At 69.4% G+C, this 14,811-nt stretch carries 16 protein-coding genes; 8 read left to right on the top strand and 8 right to left on the bottom strand.

What is annotated here, in order from left to right:
- Positions 1-339 (top strand): hypothetical protein (locus AB0D85_RS07820; protein WP_362315149.1); only part of this gene is annotated, 339 nt, incomplete at its 5' end.
- 250 nt (positions 340-589) lie between these two features.
- Here AB0D85_RS07820 and AB0D85_RS07815 read toward each other — a convergent pair.
- Positions 590-1,240: a DNA-3-methyladenine glycosylase gene (locus AB0D85_RS07815; RefSeq protein WP_362315146.1), complete on the bottom strand. Its 651-nt coding sequence runs from the start codon at positions 1,238-1,240 to the stop codon at positions 590-592.
- Between the two features lie 136 nt (positions 1,241-1,376).
- Here AB0D85_RS07815 and AB0D85_RS07810 point away from each other — a divergent pair, with 136 nt between their 5' ends.
- The 3 genes from AB0D85_RS07810 to AB0D85_RS07800 all read left to right on the top strand — a co-directional run bounded on the left by AB0D85_RS07810 (position 1,377) and on the right by AB0D85_RS07800 (position 3,419).
- On the top strand, positions 1,377-2,159 hold the full coding sequence (locus tag AB0D85_RS07810) for a sporulation protein (protein WP_362315143.1): 783 nt from the start codon (positions 1,377-1,379) through the stop codon (positions 2,157-2,159).
- Between the two features lie 43 nt (positions 2,160-2,202).
- The gene (locus AB0D85_RS07805; RefSeq protein ID WP_362315140.1) at positions 2,203-2,742 is read left to right on the top strand and encodes a YbhB/YbcL family Raf kinase inhibitor-like protein; all 540 of its coding nucleotides are present in this window, start codon (positions 2,203-2,205) and stop codon (positions 2,740-2,742) included.
- Between the two features lie 167 nt (positions 2,743-2,909).
- Positions 2,910-3,419 (top strand): HNH endonuclease, encoded by a 510-nt coding sequence (locus tag AB0D85_RS07800; protein WP_362315137.1) that lies wholly within the window; start codon positions 2,910-2,912, stop codon positions 3,417-3,419.
- Between the two features lie 109 nt (positions 3,420-3,528).
- Here the strand turns inward: AB0D85_RS07800 and AB0D85_RS07795 are convergent, their stop codons facing one another.
- The 3 genes from AB0D85_RS07795 to AB0D85_RS07785 form a co-directional block, all read right to left on the bottom strand.
- Positions 3,529-4,476, bottom strand: coding sequence for an SPFH domain-containing protein (locus AB0D85_RS07795; protein WP_362315134.1), 948 nt, complete (start codon positions 4,474-4,476; stop codon positions 3,529-3,531).
- A gap of 130 nt (positions 4,477-4,606) precedes the next feature.
- Positions 4,607-5,038 carry an NfeD family protein gene (locus tag AB0D85_RS07790; RefSeq protein ID WP_362315132.1) on the bottom strand — a complete coding sequence of 144 codons (432 nt, stop codon included), beginning with the start codon at positions 5,036-5,038 and terminating at the stop codon, positions 4,607-4,609.
- A 76-nt stretch (positions 5,039-5,114) separates the two neighbouring features.
- Positions 5,115-5,906, bottom strand: a complete 792-nt coding sequence (locus tag AB0D85_RS07785) for an ABC transporter ATP-binding protein (protein ID WP_362315130.1) — start codon at positions 5,904-5,906, stop codon at positions 5,115-5,117.
- 150 nt (positions 5,907-6,056) lie between these two features.
- Here AB0D85_RS07785 and AB0D85_RS07780 point away from each other — a divergent pair, with 150 nt between their 5' ends.
- Positions 6,057-6,842 carry a hypothetical protein gene (locus AB0D85_RS07780; RefSeq protein WP_362315127.1) on the top strand — a complete coding sequence of 262 codons (786 nt, stop codon included), beginning with the start codon at positions 6,057-6,059 and terminating at the stop codon, positions 6,840-6,842.
- A 66-nt stretch (positions 6,843-6,908) separates the two neighbouring features.
- On the opposite strand, the gene AB0D85_RS07775 is transcribed toward AB0D85_RS07780, so the two are convergent.
- The 3 genes from AB0D85_RS07775 to AB0D85_RS07765 all read right to left on the bottom strand — a co-directional run bounded on the left by AB0D85_RS07775 (position 6,909) and on the right by AB0D85_RS07765 (position 9,107).
- Positions 6,909-7,157, bottom strand: coding sequence for a chaplin (locus AB0D85_RS07775; protein ID WP_362315124.1), 249 nt, complete (start codon positions 7,155-7,157; stop codon positions 6,909-6,911).
- A gap of 170 nt (positions 7,158-7,327) precedes the next feature.
- Positions 7,328-7,969: a response regulator transcription factor gene (locus AB0D85_RS07770; RefSeq protein WP_362315121.1), complete on the bottom strand. Its 642-nt coding sequence runs from the start codon at positions 7,967-7,969 to the stop codon at positions 7,328-7,330.
- Complete coding sequence (locus tag AB0D85_RS07765; RefSeq protein WP_362315118.1) at positions 7,962-9,107, bottom strand: GAF domain-containing sensor histidine kinase; 1,146 nt, start codon at positions 9,105-9,107, stop codon at positions 7,962-7,964. Before AB0D85_RS07765 ends, AB0D85_RS07770 begins: the two co-directional genes overlap by 8 nt.
- Positions 9,108-9,333: 226 nt before the next feature.
- Between AB0D85_RS07765 and AB0D85_RS07760 the strand changes: the two genes are divergently transcribed.
- From AB0D85_RS07760 to AB0D85_RS07750, 3 genes are all read left to right on the top strand, one after another.
- Positions 9,334-10,029 (top strand): SDR family NAD(P)-dependent oxidoreductase, encoded by a 696-nt coding sequence (locus AB0D85_RS07760; protein WP_362315116.1) that lies wholly within the window; start codon positions 9,334-9,336, stop codon positions 10,027-10,029.
- The gene (locus tag AB0D85_RS07755) at positions 10,026-11,108 is read left to right on the top strand and encodes an S-adenosylmethionine:tRNA ribosyltransferase-isomerase (RefSeq protein ID WP_362315113.1); all 1,083 of its coding nucleotides are present in this window, start codon (positions 10,026-10,028) and stop codon (positions 11,106-11,108) included. Before AB0D85_RS07760 ends, AB0D85_RS07755 begins: the two co-directional genes overlap by 4 nt.
- A gap of 298 nt (positions 11,109-11,406) precedes the next feature.
- Complete coding sequence (locus AB0D85_RS07750; protein ID WP_362315110.1) at positions 11,407-12,114, top strand: transglycosylase SLT domain-containing protein; 708 nt, start codon at positions 11,407-11,409, stop codon at positions 12,112-12,114.
- Positions 12,115-12,197: 83 nt separating this feature from the next.
- Here the strand turns inward: AB0D85_RS07750 and AB0D85_RS07745 are convergent, their stop codons facing one another.
- Positions 12,198-14,741, bottom strand: coding sequence for an FHA domain-containing protein (locus AB0D85_RS07745; protein WP_362315108.1), 2,544 nt, complete (start codon positions 14,739-14,741; stop codon positions 12,198-12,200).
- Positions 14,742-14,811: the final 70 nt, after the last annotated feature.

Here is a 14,811-nt window from a genome sequence, read left to right as displayed (position 1 = left end):
GACGACACACACGAGAGCGGTGCGAGAGGAGGAATGATCCCCTCGCACACAGCGTCCTCGCTGTGTTATTTCAAAGGAACCTCGACCATCGGAATGTTTCCGACGGACGGGGTATCAACATATCTGGCGTTGACTTTTGGCACGCTGTTGAGTTCTCAAGGAACGGTCGCTTCCTTTGTACTCACCCTCTCGGGCTTTCCTCCGGGCTTCCCTTCGTTCTTGCGTTTCCGACTCTATCAGATCTTTTTCCGATCCGATTTCCTCGGTGCTTTCCAGGTTCCCGCTCTCGCGTTTCCCTTTCCGGCGGTTCCGACTCTATCAGATCCTTTCGGCGTCTGATTCCCAGTCAGCGGGAGTGTCGTAAGGCTTTCCGGCTTTCGCCCGTCGGCCTTTCGACATTCACTACGTTAGCCGACTCCCGTCGAGACTCATAATCGAGTTCCGCGAGTTCGAATTCGGGCATGCAGGCATGCGGAATTCGACCCCGTCAGGGGAAGTCGTAGGTAGTGGGTGGCCGCTTCCGGCTGCTGGCGATTGCCGTACCCGGTTCAAGCGGCTCGGGCTACATTACGCACCTTCCAGGGACGCGTCAACTTGAGCGGCGCCGGGGTGCGTGGGCCCGATAGGGGCTCACCGTCGGGTCGTTGGCCGCCCAGAAGCGCCACGGATGGACGTCACCGTTCCCGCCCTCGCCGGCGACTCCGGTGCGCGGACCGTTCCGTACCTGGTCGGAGGGCACGGGGGTGCCGGTCAGTATCCGCAGCGGTGTCTCGCCGGAGGCGCACGCGTCCGTGCCGTCCAGGGCGCGGTCGACGCCCAGTGCGGTGGCCAGGCGGGCCGGACCTTTGGCCAGTTCCCGGTCGTATCGGGCCGAAAGTCGACGTTTACGCGCGAGTTCGACGCCCTCGACGATCTCGCCGGCACGGAGCAGGACCGCGCTCGGCCTGCCCCCGGGACCGCAGACGAGGTTCATGCAGAACCACATGCCGTAGGTGAAGTAGACGTACACATGTCCGGGCGGACCGAACATCACCTCGTTGCGGGGTGTGCGGCCGCGATAGGCGTGCGAGCCGGGGTCGTTCGGGCCGTCGTACGCCTCCACCTCTGTGAGGCGCACCGCGATCGGGCCGTCCGGGGTGGTGCGGACGAGGATGCGGCCGAGGAGGTCGGGGGCGACCTCCAGTACAGGGCGGTCGAAGAAGTCCCTGAGGAGTGGCGTACGGTCCGGGGGCGCGATCATGGCGTCCGAGCCTAGTCCAGTCCGGGGATGCCAAGGGCTGGTCAAGGAATCGTCTGCTTGCCAGGGTGTGGGCCGGAACCGGCGGTGGCCGGTTCGCGTTTGTAGGGATCAAAGGTCCGTACGTAAAGGGAGAGTCATGGGCTTCAAGAAGCTGCTCGCGAGCCTGGGTGCCGGTGGGGCGTCCGTGGAGACGGTGCTCACCGAGATCAACGTCGTGCCGGGTGGCGTCGTCCAGGGCGAGGTGCGGATCCAGGGTGGATCGGTGAACCAGGAGATCCAGGGGTTGTCCGTGGGTCTTCAGGCGCGGGTCGAGGTGGAGCACGGCGACGAGGAGTACAAGCAGAACATCGACTTCGGCAAGGTGCGGCTCGGTGGTGCCTTCGAGCTTCAGGCCGGGGCCGTGCACGCGGTGCCGTTCGGGCTGGAGATTCCGTGGGAGACGCCCGTCACCATGATCGACGGGCAGGCGCTGCGCGGGATGCACATCGGGGTGACCACCGAGCTGGAGATCGCGCGGGCCGTGGACTCCGGGGATCTGGACCCGATCAACGTGCATCCACTGCCGGCCCAGAAGGCCATCCTGGACGCCTTCATCCAGCTCGGCTTCCGCTTCAAGAGCGCGGACCTGGAGAAGGGGCACATCAGGGGGACGCGGCAGACGCTGCCGTTCTACCAGGAGGTGGAGTTCCACCCGCCGTCCCAGTACCGGGGACTGAACCAGGTCGAGCTGAGCTTCGTGACGGACGCGCACGCCATGGACGTCATCCTCGAAATGGACAAGAAGCCGGGGCTGTTCAGCGAGGGCAGTGACACCTTCCGGTCGTTCCAGGTGGGTCTGCACGACTTCCACGGGACCGACTGGGCGTCTTATCTCAACCAGTGGCTGTCCGAGGTCGGCAGCAAGCGCAACTGGTTCTAGGCTCGGCACTGCTGATTCCGGTAATCGATCAGGAGGTACCGAGGTGTCCGAGCTCAAGCGGCGGCCTCTCCCCCATGACTTCCACCCTCCCGTCCCGTCGTTCACGGTGACGAGCGAGGACATCGAGGAAGGGGCGACGCTCAAGGACGCTCAGGTCCATGCGAAGGGCAACACCTCGCCGCAGCTGCGGTGGGAGGGTTTCCCTGACGGGACCAAGAGTTTCGCCGTGACGTGCTACGACCCTGACGCCCCGACGGGCAGCGGGTTCTGGCACTGGGTCCTGTTCGACATCCCGGCCTCGGTGACCGAGCTGCCGGCGGGCGCGGGCAGCGGCAAGTTCGAGGGGCTGCCCGCGGGTGCGCTGCAGGTGCGCAACGACTACGGGTCGAAGGACTTCGGCGGTGCCGCGCCGCCGCCCGGGGACGGGCCGCACCGGTACGTCTTCACGGTGTACGCGGTGGACCAGGAGAAGCTCGGTCCGGACGCCGATGTGTCGCCTGCCGTCGTCGGGTTCAACCTGCGGTTCCACGCGATCGCGCGGGCGCAGCTCATCGGGGAGTACGAGAACCCCGAGCAGGGCTGACGCAGCGCGCGAAATCAGCTGAGCGTTCATTGAACGTTTGCCCGTCTCTGGTCATGGAAGTGATCAGGGGCGGGCAGTTTTTATTGCGTTGTCCATCTCGGCGCGCCCGTCCAGAGTTGATCCACGCCCGCCGGAGGTGGGCACGGTGCACATGGGAGGTGGGCTGGATGCGTGACACGCTGGTGCTGAACGCGAGCTTCGAGCCGCTGTCTACGGTGACGTTGAACCGCGCTGTCGTTCTGGTGCTCCAGGACAAGGCCGTCGTCGAGCAGGCCCACCCCGAGCTGCGCATGCGCGGTGCCGAGGTGGATATACCGGCGCCCCGGGTCATAAGGCTGTGCAGGTATGTGCGGGTACCGTTTCGGAGACAGGCGCCGTGGTCGCGGCGCGGAGTGCTGGTCAGGGACCGGCACCGGTGCGCGTACTGCGGGAAGCGGGCGACGACCGTGGACCATGTGGTGCCCCGGGCGCAGGGTGGTCAGGATTCGTGGCTGAACACGGTGGCCTCGTGCGCGGAGGACAATCACCGGAAGGCGGACCGGACGCCTGAGGAGGCGGAGATGCCGTTGCTTCGGGAGCCGTTCGAGCCCTCGCCTCGGGATGCGATGCTGTTGGCGATGGGGGCGGAGGATTTCGCCGCGTTGCCCGAGTGGTTGGCGGGGGATGTGGCCGCCTAGTCGTCTGCCTGGCTCAGGTTGCCGGGCGAGTACAGGTTGTTCGTGGCTGATCGCACAGTTCCCCGCGCCCCTGACCGGGGTGCGGGGAACCTTTGTTTTCCCGTGGCCGTCAGTCGATGCTCGGCTTCTCCCGGCGTTCCTGGGCGGGGATGTTGCCGCCTCCGCCGTTCGAACCGCCGCCCAATGAGCCGAAGTTGCCCATCGCTCCGGAGAGGCCCTTGAGGGCGTCGCCGATTTCGCTGGGGACGATCCAGAGCTTGTTGGCGTCGCCTTCGGCGATCTTCGGGAGCATCTGGAGGTACTGGTAGGAGAGGAGCTTCTGGTCCGGGTCGCCCGCGTGGATGGCCTCGAAGACCGTGCGGACCGCCTGGGCCTCGCCTTCCGCGCGGAGCGCCGCCGCCTTGGCCTCACCCTCGGCGCGCAGGATCTGGGACTGCTTCTCACCTTCGGCGGTGAGGATGGCGGCCTGGCGCGTGCCTTCCGCGGTGAGGATCGCGGCGCGCTTGTCGCGGTCGGCGCGCATCTGCTTCTCCATCGAGTCCTGGATGGAGGTCGGCGGCTCGATCGCCTTGAGCTCGACGCGGTTGACGCGGATGCCCCACTTGCCGGTGGCCTCGTCGAGGACGCCGCGCAGGGCCGCGTTGATCTCCTCGCGGGAGGTCAGGGTGCGCTCCAGGTCCATGCCGCCGATGATGTTGCGGAGCGTGGTGACCGTGAGCTGCTCGATGGCCTGGATGTAGCTGGCGACCTCGTAGGTGGCCGCCCGCGCGTCCGTCACCTGGTAGTAGATGACGGTGTCGATGTTCACGACCAGGTTGTCCTGGGTGATCACCGGCTGGGGCGGGAACGGCACGACCTGTTCACGCAGGTCGATGCGGTTGCGGATGGTGTCTATGAACGGGACCACGATGTTGAGGCCCGCGTTGAGCGTCCGCGTGTAGCGGCCGAAGCGCTCGACGATGGCGGCGCTCGCCTGTGGGATGACTTGGATCGTCTTGATCAAGGCGATGAAGACCAACACCACCAGAATGACCAGGACGATGATGACCGGTTCCATCGTCGCTCCCCGTACCCTTCTCCGCCTCGACGCTTCGGCAGATCTTATGGTTGTTGAAGATCTTGCTGGATGAGTCTGACAGACGCACACGCAACTCGGGGACTCTTCTGTTCAGTTGAGTCTTACGAGGTCAGATGACGATCGCCGTGGCCCCCTCGATCTCCACGACATCCACTTCCTGGCCCACTTCATAGGCACGGTCGGGGTGGAGTGAGCGCGCGGACCAGATCTCGCCGGCGAGCTTGATCCGTCCGTCCGAGCCGTCGACGCGTTCGAGTACGACGGCCTGTTTGCCTTTCAACGCATCGACGCCGGTCGCGAGTTGGGGGCGCTGGAGAGCGTGCCGGTTCGCGATGGGGCGTACGACGGCGATCAGGGCGACCGAGACGACGACGAAGACGAGCACCTGGAGCACGACGCCCGCGCCGAACCCGGCGGTGCCGGCGGCGGCCACGGCGCCGACCGCGAACATGCCGAACTCCGGCATCGCGGTCACCACGAGCGGGATGCCGAGTGCCGCCGCGACGACGAGCCACCACACCCATGCGTCGATGTTGTTCACATTGTCATGGTAGGGCCGGGGGTGCCGAACCCGACAGGGTGCTTTGCCGCGTCAATGCCCGTCGGAACAGGGGCAGTCAGGACAGGGGCAGTCCGTGGGCGGTCCAGCGGTCGCCGAGCTGCTCGACGACGAGCGGGAGGCCGAAGCAGAGGGAGAGGTTGCGGGAGGTCAGTTCGAGCTCCAGCGGGCCGGCGGTGAGGACCTTGCCCTGGCGGATCATCAGGACGTGGGTGAAGCCGGGGGCGATCTCCTCGACATGGTGGGTGACCATGATCATGGAGGGGGCGATCGGGTCGCGGGCGAGCCGGCCGAGGCGGCGGACCAGGTCCTCGCGGCCGCCGAGGTCGAGTCCGGCGGCGGGCTCGTCGAGCAGCAGCAGCTCGGGGTCGGTCATCAGGGCGCGGGCGATCAGGGTGCGCTTGCGCTCGCCCTCGGAGAGGGTGCCGAACTTCCGGTCGACGTAGTCGGTCATGCCGAGGCGGTCGAGGAAGGCGCGGGCGCGCTGCTCGTCGACCTCGTCGTACTCCTCCTGCCAGTGGGCGGTCATGCCGTAGGCGGCGGTGAGCACGGTCTCCAGGACGGTCTGGCGCTTGGGGAGCTTTTCGGCCATCGCGATGCCGGCCATGCCGATGCGGGGGCGCAGGTCGAAGACGTCGACCTTGCCGAGGGTGTCGCCGAGGATGGTGGCGGTGCCCTTGCTGGGGTAGAGGTAGCTGGAGGCGATGTTCAGGAGGGTGGTCTTGCCGGCGCCGTTGGGGCCGAGGATGACCCAGCGCTCGCCCTCCTTCACCGACCAGGAGACCTGGTCCACCAGAGCCCGGCCCTCACGGACCACAGATACGTCCTGAAGCTCCAGAACATCGCTCATGAGCGCGTTGTCTCCCCTTGCAGTGTGGCCGGTCTCGGCTGTCGCGTACGCCTGTGGCTCGGGCGGCGGCGCCGGTGGGCGCAGCCCCTACGAAATCTACGCCACGAGTGCGGCGCTCCATTCCATCGGTCCGGTCCTTAGGGTGGGGGCATGCTCTCGGAACCGCGTTCAGGACGCCTTGCCGCTTGGGGAAATGCCCTATTGGCCGGACTTGTCTCTCCGGATGACGCCGTGCTCGCCATCGTCGGCGAGGACGCGGTGCACCGGGTGGAGGGGCTGCCGGGTGAGTCGGCGCCGGTCGGGCTCACGCTGGCGCTGGGGCGGCTGCGGACGCTCGGGGTGACCGGGCTGCGGATCGCGCTGCCGGCGCCGGGGCATCCGCTGGGGCTGAGCGGGCCGCCGGAGTTCAACGCGCGGGCGATGGACGCCGAGGAGGCGGTGATCTGCTACGGCGCCGCGTTCGGGCTCGTACCGGAGGTGTACGAGGCCGGGCCCGCCGGTGATGTGCATGTCGAGGTGGTCTGGCATGTGCTGCCGGTGCGGGAGGCGCCGCCCGCCGATGTGCCCTCGCTCGGTGAAGCGGAGCGGGAGCTGGCGGAGGCGCTGCGGGACGCGACCGACGTGCTGTCGAAGCTGGACGTCGCGGGGTCGGGGCCGGTGGCCGAGGCGGCGATCGACGCGTACCGGGCGCGGGCCGAGCGGGGGCGGGAGGTGCTGGCGCCGGGGTATCCGCCGCGGGCGGTGCGGGTGCTGGAGCTGGCGCAGCGGGTGGGGATGCTGATCTCGCTGGCGTACGAGAACGGGCACGGCGGCGCGGTGAGCGCGTCGGAGATGGCGGCGCGGTCGCTGGCGCTGCGGCCGGTGGAGCGGACGGCCCGGCGGGCGCAGGTGGCGGCGTACAACTCCGTGGTGGAGAAACGCGAGCGGGGGCGTTAGGAACGCCGAACGGCCTTCCGGGGGCGCCCGGAAGGCCGGAGGCCGAAGCCGCCGTAAGGCGCGGCGTCAGTGGTTGACGCAGACGTTGCCGAACGCGGGGTTCAGTACGCCGATGACGTTCACGCTGTTGCCGCAGACGTTGACCGGGATGTGCACCGGGACCTGGATGACGTTGCCGGAGACGACGCCCGGAGAGCCCTGGGCGGCGCCGCCGGCGTGGGCGCCGCCCGTGTGGGCGGAGGCCATGCCCGCACCGGCGACCATGATCCCGCCGGCCACCATCGTCACGGCCGCTGCCTTCTTCAGGTTCTTCACTTCTTGAGCCCTCCTTGGCGATCGCCGCGGCGGTCGCCGCAGCACGCACTGGAGAACGGCGGTGGCCGGGAGAGGATGCGCCGTCCGGGTGACATTCCCACGACGGTATGAATCTCAGCCCGGAAGGCGACCCTCCATGTTGCCGTCGGTGAAGCGGTGCGGAGGGCGTTTCAGCCGGCCGCGCCGTGGCGAACGGCCCACAGGGCGGCCTGGGTGCGGTCGGCGAGGTCGAGTTTCATCAGAATGTTCGAGACGTGTGTCTTCACGGTCTTCTCGGACAGCACCAGGGCGCGGGCTATCTCGCGGTTGGAGCGGCCGTCGGCGATCAGACCGAGCACCTCGCGCTCCCGCTCGGTGAGCGAACCGCCTCTGCCCTGCCCGGAGTTGGCCTCCTCCTGGGAGAGCAGCGCGCCGGCCACCTCGGGCTGGAGCAGGACGTGCCCGGCGTGCACCGAGCGGATGGCGGTGGCGAGCGCCTCGGGATCGACGTCCTTGTAGACGTACCCGGCGGCGCCCGCGCGCAGGGCCGGGATCACGGTGCGCTGCTCGGTGAAGCTGGTGACGATCAGCACGCGCGCGGGGTTGTCGAGTTCGCGGAGTCTGCGCAGGGCCTCCACGCCGTCCATGCCGGGCATCTTGACGTCCATGAGGACGACGTCGGGGGTCAGTTCCTGGGCGCGCTCGACCCCTTCGGCGCCGTCGGCGGCCTCGCCGACCACCTCGATGTCGTCCTGGACCTCCAGGAAGGTGCGCAGGCCCCGGCGGACGACCTGGTGGTCGTCGACCAGCAGCACCCGGATCGCGTCAGCCACCGGGGACCTCCATCTCGATCGTGGTGCCCTTGCCGGGCGCCGATTCCACGGTCAGCGAGCCGCCGGCGCCGCTCGCCCGGTCCCGCATGGAGACGAGTCCGAGATGGCGCCCGGCGCTCCGGGTGACGTGCGGGTCGAAGCCGCTGCCGTCGTCTGCGACCCGCAGCACGGCTCCGCCGCCGCGCCGGTTCACGGTCACGTCGACGTGTTCGGCCCCGGAGTGCCTGAGCGCGTTGTGCAGGGCCTCCTGGGCGACCCGGAGCAGGGCCTCCTCCTGGGCGGCGGGCAGGGCGCGGAAGCCGCTGGAGGCGAAGGTCACGCGCGCGCTGTGGGCGCGGTCGAGGACCTGGACCTGGGTGCGCAGGGTGGCGATCAGACCGTCCTCGTCCAGCGCTGCGGGGCGCAACTCGACGACGGCGGCCCGCAGTTCGTCGGCGGCCTCGGCGGCCAGCGCGGCCACCTGCTGCAACTCGCCCTTGGCGCGGGACGGGTCGCGGTCGACCAGGGCGGCGGCGGCCTGGGCGGTGAGGCGCAGCGAGAACAGCTTCTGGCTCACCGCGTCGTGCAACTCGTGGGCGAGCCGGGAGCGTTCCTCGGCGATCGTCAGCTCGCGGCTGCGCTCGTAGAGGCGGGCGTTGGTGAGGGCGATGGCCGCGTGCTGGGCGAGGATGGAGAGGAGTTCCTCGTCCTCCGCGGTGAAGCCGCAACCGCCTTCCGGTTTGGGGCAGTTCTTGTTGGCGAGGAACAGCGCGCCGATGATCTCGTCGTCGTCCCGGATCGGCAGGCCCAGGAAGTCGGACATGTCGGGGTGCGCGGACGGCCAGCCCTCGAAGCGGGGGTCCTTGCGGACGTCTGCCAGCCGCTCGACCTTCGCCTCGTGGAGCATCGCGGCGAGGATACCGTGCTGGCGCGGGAGCGGGCCGATGGCCTTCCACTGGGCGTCGGTGACGCCGTCGACGACGAACTGGGCGAAGCCGCCGTGGTCGTCGGGGACCCCGAGCGCGGCGTACTCCGCGTCGAGCAGCTCACGGGCGGAGGCGACGATCGTCTTGAGGACGTCGCGCACCTCCAGATGCCTGCTCATGGCCAGCAGCGCGGAACTCACCGCGGCGAGGCCGGACCGGGGAACGTGACTCATGCCCTCACGGTACCGACGGGGTGTGACACCGCGGATCGGACCGATGGCGGCAGGGCCTGGGCCGCCGGCCGTAGGCCCGGGGACCTAGGGCGCAGGTCCCGGACCTGCGGCGTAGTCCGAAGGGCCCCGCCCGGTTGCGGCCCGCGTCCGAGGCGGCCGGGACGGGCCCGTTCCTACGGTGAGGGCACCGCCGACGGAGGCGGACGGAGCCGAGGGGACGGTTGTCATGCCGGTAGCGATCATCACGGGGGCCTCGAAGGGGCTGGGGCGGGCGCTGGCCGAGGCGCTGGCCGCGCGCGGCTGGGACCTGGTGCTGGACGCCAGGGGCGACGGGGCCCTGAAAGAGGCGGCGGAGGCCGTCGCGGGGCACGGGCGGCGGGTGGCGGCCCTGCCCGGGGATGTGACGGACGGCGGGCACCGGGCCGGCCTGGTGGCGGCCGCGCGTGAGCTGGGCGGGGTGGATCTGCTGGTGAGCAATGCCAGCGCGCTGGGTGCCGAGCCCCTGGTGCGCCTGGGCGAGCTGCCCCTGGCGGGGCTGCGCCGGGCGCTGGAGGTGAACGTGGTGGCCGCGCTGGGCCTGGTCCAGGAGGCGCTGCCGCTGCTGCGGGAGTCCGCGGGCGGGGCGGTGATAGCGGTCAGCTCGGACGCGGGCGCGGAGGCGTACGAGACCTGGGGAGGCTACGGCGCCTCGAAGGCGGCCCTGGACCAGCTGGCGGCCGTGCTGGGCGTGGAGGAGCCGGGGCTGCGGGTGTGGGCGGTGGATCCCGGGGACATGGCGACCGGCCTGTACGCGGCGGCCGTACCGGACGACGACGATCCGCGGCCGGCGCCGTCGAGCGTCGTACCGGCGTTCCTGCGGCTGCTCGACGAGCGGCCGGCGAGCGGGCGGTACGGGGCGCCCGCACTGGTGGAGGGGCGATGACGACCGCTTTGCGGGTGCCGGAGGAACTGTCCGCCCGCGTGCCCGCCGAGCAGCGGGGGCCGGGGCTCGACCGGGATGCCGTACGGCTGCTGGTGTCGTGCGGGACGGCGGTGTCGCATCACGCCTTCGCCGAGCTGCCGCGGCTGCTGCGGGCCGGGGACCTGCTGGTGGTGAACACCTCGCCGACGCTGGCGGCCGCCGTGGACGGGCGGGTCGGGCACGCGCGCGTGGTGGTGCACTTCTCGATGCGCGGGGACGACGGACGGTGGGCGGTCGAACTGCGGGAGCCGGACGGGAACGGCACGACACACGCGCGTGCGGGTACGCGCGCGGGAACTGGGGTGCGACTGCCCGGGGGCGGGCGGATGGTCCTGGAGGAGCCGCTGAGCACGCGGGGCGAGCGGCTCTGGTGGGCGCGGACCTCGGCGGACGTCGGCGGGGTGCTGCGGGAGCACGGGCGGCCCATTCGTTACTCCTATACGGAGCGGGACCAGCCGCTGTCCGCGTACCAGACGGTGTTCGCGCTGCCTTCGGCGGACGGGGCGGGCAGTGCGGAGATGCCGAGTGCGGCGCGGCCCTTCACCGCGCGGCTGGTGACGGAGCTGGTGAGCCGTGGGGTGCAGTTCGCGCCGATCACGCTGCACACGGGGGTGTCGTCGGCGGAGGTGCACGAGCCGCCGTACGCGGAGCGGTTCGCCGTGCCGGAGGCGTCGGCGCGGCTCATCAACGACGTGAAGGCGGGAGAAGGCAGGGTCGTCGCCGTGGGGACGACCGCCGTACGGGCCGTGGAGTCGGCCGCCGGGGCCGACGGGGTGGTGCGGGCGGCCGCGGGATGGACGGAGCTCGTCGTGACGCCCGGGCGCGGGGTGCGGGTGGTGGACGGGCTGCTGACCGGGCTGCACGAGCCGGAGGCCTCGCATCTGCTGATGCTGGAGGCGGTCGCCGGGCGGGCCGCGATCGAGCGCAGCTACGAGGAGGCGCTGGGCGGGCTCTACCTGTGGCACGAGTTCGGGGACGTGCACCTCATCCTCCCGGGGGACGGACCTCACACAGGGCATTGCGTCAGCAACTCGCAGTGAGATTCATGTGCGGCCGATGTGAGGCCGCACATAGGGTGCACATCACGTACGAACGGACATAGGAGATAAAGGCCCCCCACATGAACGGGACAGACGACCTAGTCTGTCCCGTTTTGCCCTTCCAGGGTCCACTACCCGGGATCGTACGTCACACCTTTGCCACGGCATTTTGCGGCCGCTAAGAATTGCTCTCGTCGCTCAGCACCGCGGGTTCCCACCGCGGTGTTCGTGCAGGAGGAGCCGGTCTCCCCCCGCGGACAACGAGCGACCTCCGCGCTATTCGAAGAGGTCCACTGCCATGCCCAAGAACACCCACAGTCCTACGCTGAAGAAGCATTCCAAGATCGCGCTCGCCGGTGTCGCCACGCTCGGCGCCGCGGCCGTCGCCTTCTCCGCCGTGCCCAGCAGCGCCGAGACGCTCGTGACCGGGGCTCCCGAGACCGCGTCCCACGTGGCCTACGGCACCGAGCAGATCAAGGACGTCAAGGGCACGGTCACGGACCAGCTCGCGTTCCAGAACGTCAAGGTCGAGGCCATCGCCGCCAAGGCGAAGGCGTCCACGGCCCACGAGGTGCACGCCGCCCACGTCAAGCACGTCGCCGCGCTGAAGAAGGCCGCCGCCCAGCAGGCCGCGAGCCGGTCCGCGCAGCGCCCGCAGCTCCAGCCGGTCGCTTCGAAGACCTACGCCAACAACCTCGACGGCTGGATCCGCCAGGCCCTCGACATCATGCACACCAAGGGCATCCCGGGCTCCTACAACGGCCTGCACCGCAACATCATGCGGGAGTCGTCCGGCAACCCGAACGCGATCAACAACTGGGACATCAACGCCATCAACGGCGTCCCCTCCAAGGGCCTGCTCCAGGTGATCCCGCCGACCTTCGCGACGTACCACGTCTCCGGCACGTCCTGGAACATCTACGACCCGGTCGCCAACATCACCGCCGCCGCCAACTACGCGGCCCACCGGTACGGCTCGATCGACAACGTCAACAGCGCGTACTGAGGCCTGCGCGGACCTCTGCACGCACACGCCGAAGGGCGGCACCCCACTGCGGGGCGCCGCCCTTCGGCGTCGTACGGGAGGGACTACTTGCGCATGACCTCGGGCTCGTGGCGGCGCAGGAAGCGGGCCACCAGGAAGCCGCAGATCACCCCGAGGACGATCAGCGCGGCCATGTCCATGGTCCAGGCGCCGGCCGTGTGGTTCCACAGCGGGTCCGTCTTGGTCGGGTCGTCGGTGTTCGGCGCGATGTTGTTGAAGTCCAGCGTGGCGCCGTCGGCGGCCACCGCCCAGCGGGACGGCATCAGGAACGAGACCTGGTTCACGCCCACCGCGCCGTTCAGGTTGAACAGGCAGCCGGTGAACACGACCTGGATGATCGCGAACATCACCAGCAGCGGCATGGTCTTCTCGGACGTCTTCACCAGCGACGAGATGACCAGGCCGAACATCATCGAGGTGAAGCCGAGTCCCATGATCGGGATGCACAGCTCCAACAGGGTGGAGTGGCCGAGGATCACGCCCTCGCCGGGGATCGTACGGCTGGAGAAGCCGATCAGGCCGACCATCAGGCCCTGCAGCACGGTGATCACACCGAGCACGACCACCTTGGACATCAGATACGCCGACCGGGACAGGCCGGTCGCCCGCTCCCGCTCGTAGATGACCCGTTCCTTGATCAGCTCACGCACGGAGTTCGCGGCACCCGCGAAACAGGCGCCGACCGCGAGGATCAGCAGGACCGTGGTCGCCGTGCCGTTCGGTACGGGGACACCGGTCTTGTGGTTGACCGGGTTCACCAGCAGGGTCTTGTCGCTGTCGATCAGCAGGCTGACCGCGCCGAGCACCGCCGGCAGGATCACCGTCAGCAGCAGGAAGCCCTTGTCGGAGGCGATGACCGACACGTACCGCCGCACCAGGGTCAGCAGCTGCGAACCCCAGCTCTGCGGCTTCTTCGGCTTCATCGCCTGCATCGGAGGCATCTGTACGGACTGCGGCGCAATCGCGTCGATGTCCGCGGCGTACATCTGGTAGTGCTGCGAGCCCTTCCAGCGTCCGGCCCAGTCGTAGTCGCGGTAGTTCTCGAAGGCGGAGAAGACATCGGCCCAGGTGTCGTAGCCGAAGAAGTTCAGCGCCTCCTCGGGCGGGCCGAAGTAGGCGACCGCGCCGCCCGGGGCCATCACCAGGAGCTTGTCGCACAGCGCCAGCTCGGCCACGGAGTGGGTGACGACGAGGACCGTGCGGCCGTCGTCGGCCAGGCCCCGCAGCAGCTGCATGACATCGCGGTCCATGCCCGGGTCGAGGCCCGAGGTCGGCTCGTCGAGGAAGATCAGCGACGGCTTGGTGAGCAGCTCCAGGGCCACCGAGACGCGCTTGCGCTGGCCGCCGGAGAGGGAGGTGACCTTCTTCTCCTTGTGGATGTCCAGCTTCAGCTCGCGCAGCACCTCGTCTATGCGGGCCTCGCGCTCCTCGCCCGTGGTGTCGGCGGGGAAGCGGAGCTTGGCCGCGTACTTGAGGGCCTTCTTGACGGTCAGCTCCTTGTGCAGGATGTCGTCCTGCGGGACCAGACCGATGCGCTGACGCAGCTCGGCGAACTGCTTGTACAGGTTCCTGTTGTCGTACAGCACCTCGCCCTCGTTGGCGGGGCGGTAGCCGGTGAGCGCCTTGAGCAGCGTCGACTTGCCGGAGCCCGACGGGCCGATGACCGCGATCAGGGACTTCTCCGGGACACCGAAGGAGACGTCCTTGAGGATCTGCTTGCCGCCGTCGACCGTGACGGTCAGCCGGCGTGCGGAGAAGGAGACCTCACCGGTGTCGACGAACTCCTCGAGGCGGTCGCCGACGATCCGGAAGGTGGAGTGGCCGACGCCGACGATGTCGTTCGCGTCGAGGACCGCCGTGCCGCCCTTGGAGATCGGCATACCGTTGACGTACGTGCCGTTGTGCGAGCCCAGGTCGCGGATCTCCATGCGGCCGTCGGGCGTGGAGTGGAACTCGGCGTGGTGGCGCGAGACCTGCAGGTCGGACACGACCAGCTCGTTGTCCAGCGCACGGCCGATCCGCATCACGCGGCCGATGGAGAACTGGTGGAACGTGGTCGGGCTGCGGTCACCGTAGACCGGCGACGCCCCCGCGCCACCGCTGGAGGCCACGGCCGGGGCGCCCTGCTGCTGCGGGATCGCCTGGTGCGGGCCCGCCGAAGCCGCCTGCGGCTGCTGCCAGTCCGCCTGCGGGGCCGGCGGAGCCTGCTGGGACCAGCCGGCGCCGCCCGCACCCTGCGCCGCGAACGGCTGCTGCTGGGGCTGCGGTTGCGCGACGGCGGTCGCGGCGCCGGAGAGGCTCAGCCGCGGTCCGTCGTTCGCGTTGCCCAGGTGCACGGCCGAGCCCGGGCCGATCTCGGTCCGCTGGACCCGCCGGCTCTGCACGAAGGTGCCGTTGGTACTGCCGTGGTCCTCGACGACCCAACTGCGGCCGTCGAAGCTGATCGTGGCGTGCCGCCAGGAGACCCTGGCGTCATCGAACACGATGTCCCCCTGCGGATCACGTCCGAGGGTGTATGACCTGGACGTGTCGAGCGTCCAGGTACGTCCGTTTGATTCGAGTACGAGTTCCGGCACTCCAAGCCCCATGAGTAGTCCCCCGAGTTACCCCCATCACAGGGAGTCTAGGGATGTCGAACATCGTCGGGAACTATTTCAG

The sequence above is a fragment of the Streptomyces sp. NPDC048277 genome (assembly GCF_040652235.1).
Taxonomy (GTDB): Bacteria; Actinomycetota; Actinomycetes; order Streptomycetales; family Streptomycetaceae; genus Streptomyces.
This window is presented reverse-complemented; position numbering and strand designations above follow the sequence as displayed.

Bases quoted from the DNA above. Each gene is read 5' to 3' on its own strand.
- AB0D85_RS07745 (WP_362315108.1), bottom strand. From the start codon at position 14,741: ATGGGGCTTGGAGTGCCGGAACTCGTACTCGAATCAAACGGACGTACC.
- AB0D85_RS07765 (WP_362315118.1), bottom strand. From the start codon at position 9,107: ATGAGTCACGTTCCCCGGTCCGGCCTCGCCGCGGTGAGTTCCGCGCTG.
- AB0D85_RS07800 (WP_362315137.1), top strand. From the start codon at position 2,910: ATGCGTGACACGCTGGTGCTGAACGCGAGCTTCGAGCCGCTGTCTACG.
- AB0D85_RS07795 (WP_362315134.1), bottom strand. From the start codon at position 4,476: ATGGAACCGGTCATCATCGTCCTGGTCATTCTGGTGGTGTTGGTCTTC.
- AB0D85_RS07750 (WP_362315110.1), top strand. From the start codon at position 11,407: ATGCCCAAGAACACCCACAGTCCTACGCTGAAGAAGCATTCCAAGATC.
- AB0D85_RS07755 (WP_362315113.1), top strand. From the start codon at position 10,026: ATGACGACCGCTTTGCGGGTGCCGGAGGAACTGTCCGCCCGCGTGCCC.
- AB0D85_RS07815 (WP_362315146.1), bottom strand. From the start codon at position 1,240: ATGATCGCGCCCCCGGACCGTACGCCACTCCTCAGGGACTTCTTCGAC.
- AB0D85_RS07760 (WP_362315116.1), top strand. From the start codon at position 9,334: ATGCCGGTAGCGATCATCACGGGGGCCTCGAAGGGGCTGGGGCGGGCG.
- AB0D85_RS07810 (WP_362315143.1), top strand. From the start codon at position 1,377: ATGGGCTTCAAGAAGCTGCTCGCGAGCCTGGGTGCCGGTGGGGCGTCC.
- AB0D85_RS07780 (WP_362315127.1), top strand. From the start codon at position 6,057: ATGCTCTCGGAACCGCGTTCAGGACGCCTTGCCGCTTGGGGAAATGCC.
- AB0D85_RS07785 (WP_362315130.1), bottom strand. From the start codon at position 5,906: ATGAGCGATGTTCTGGAGCTTCAGGACGTATCTGTGGTCCGTGAGGGC.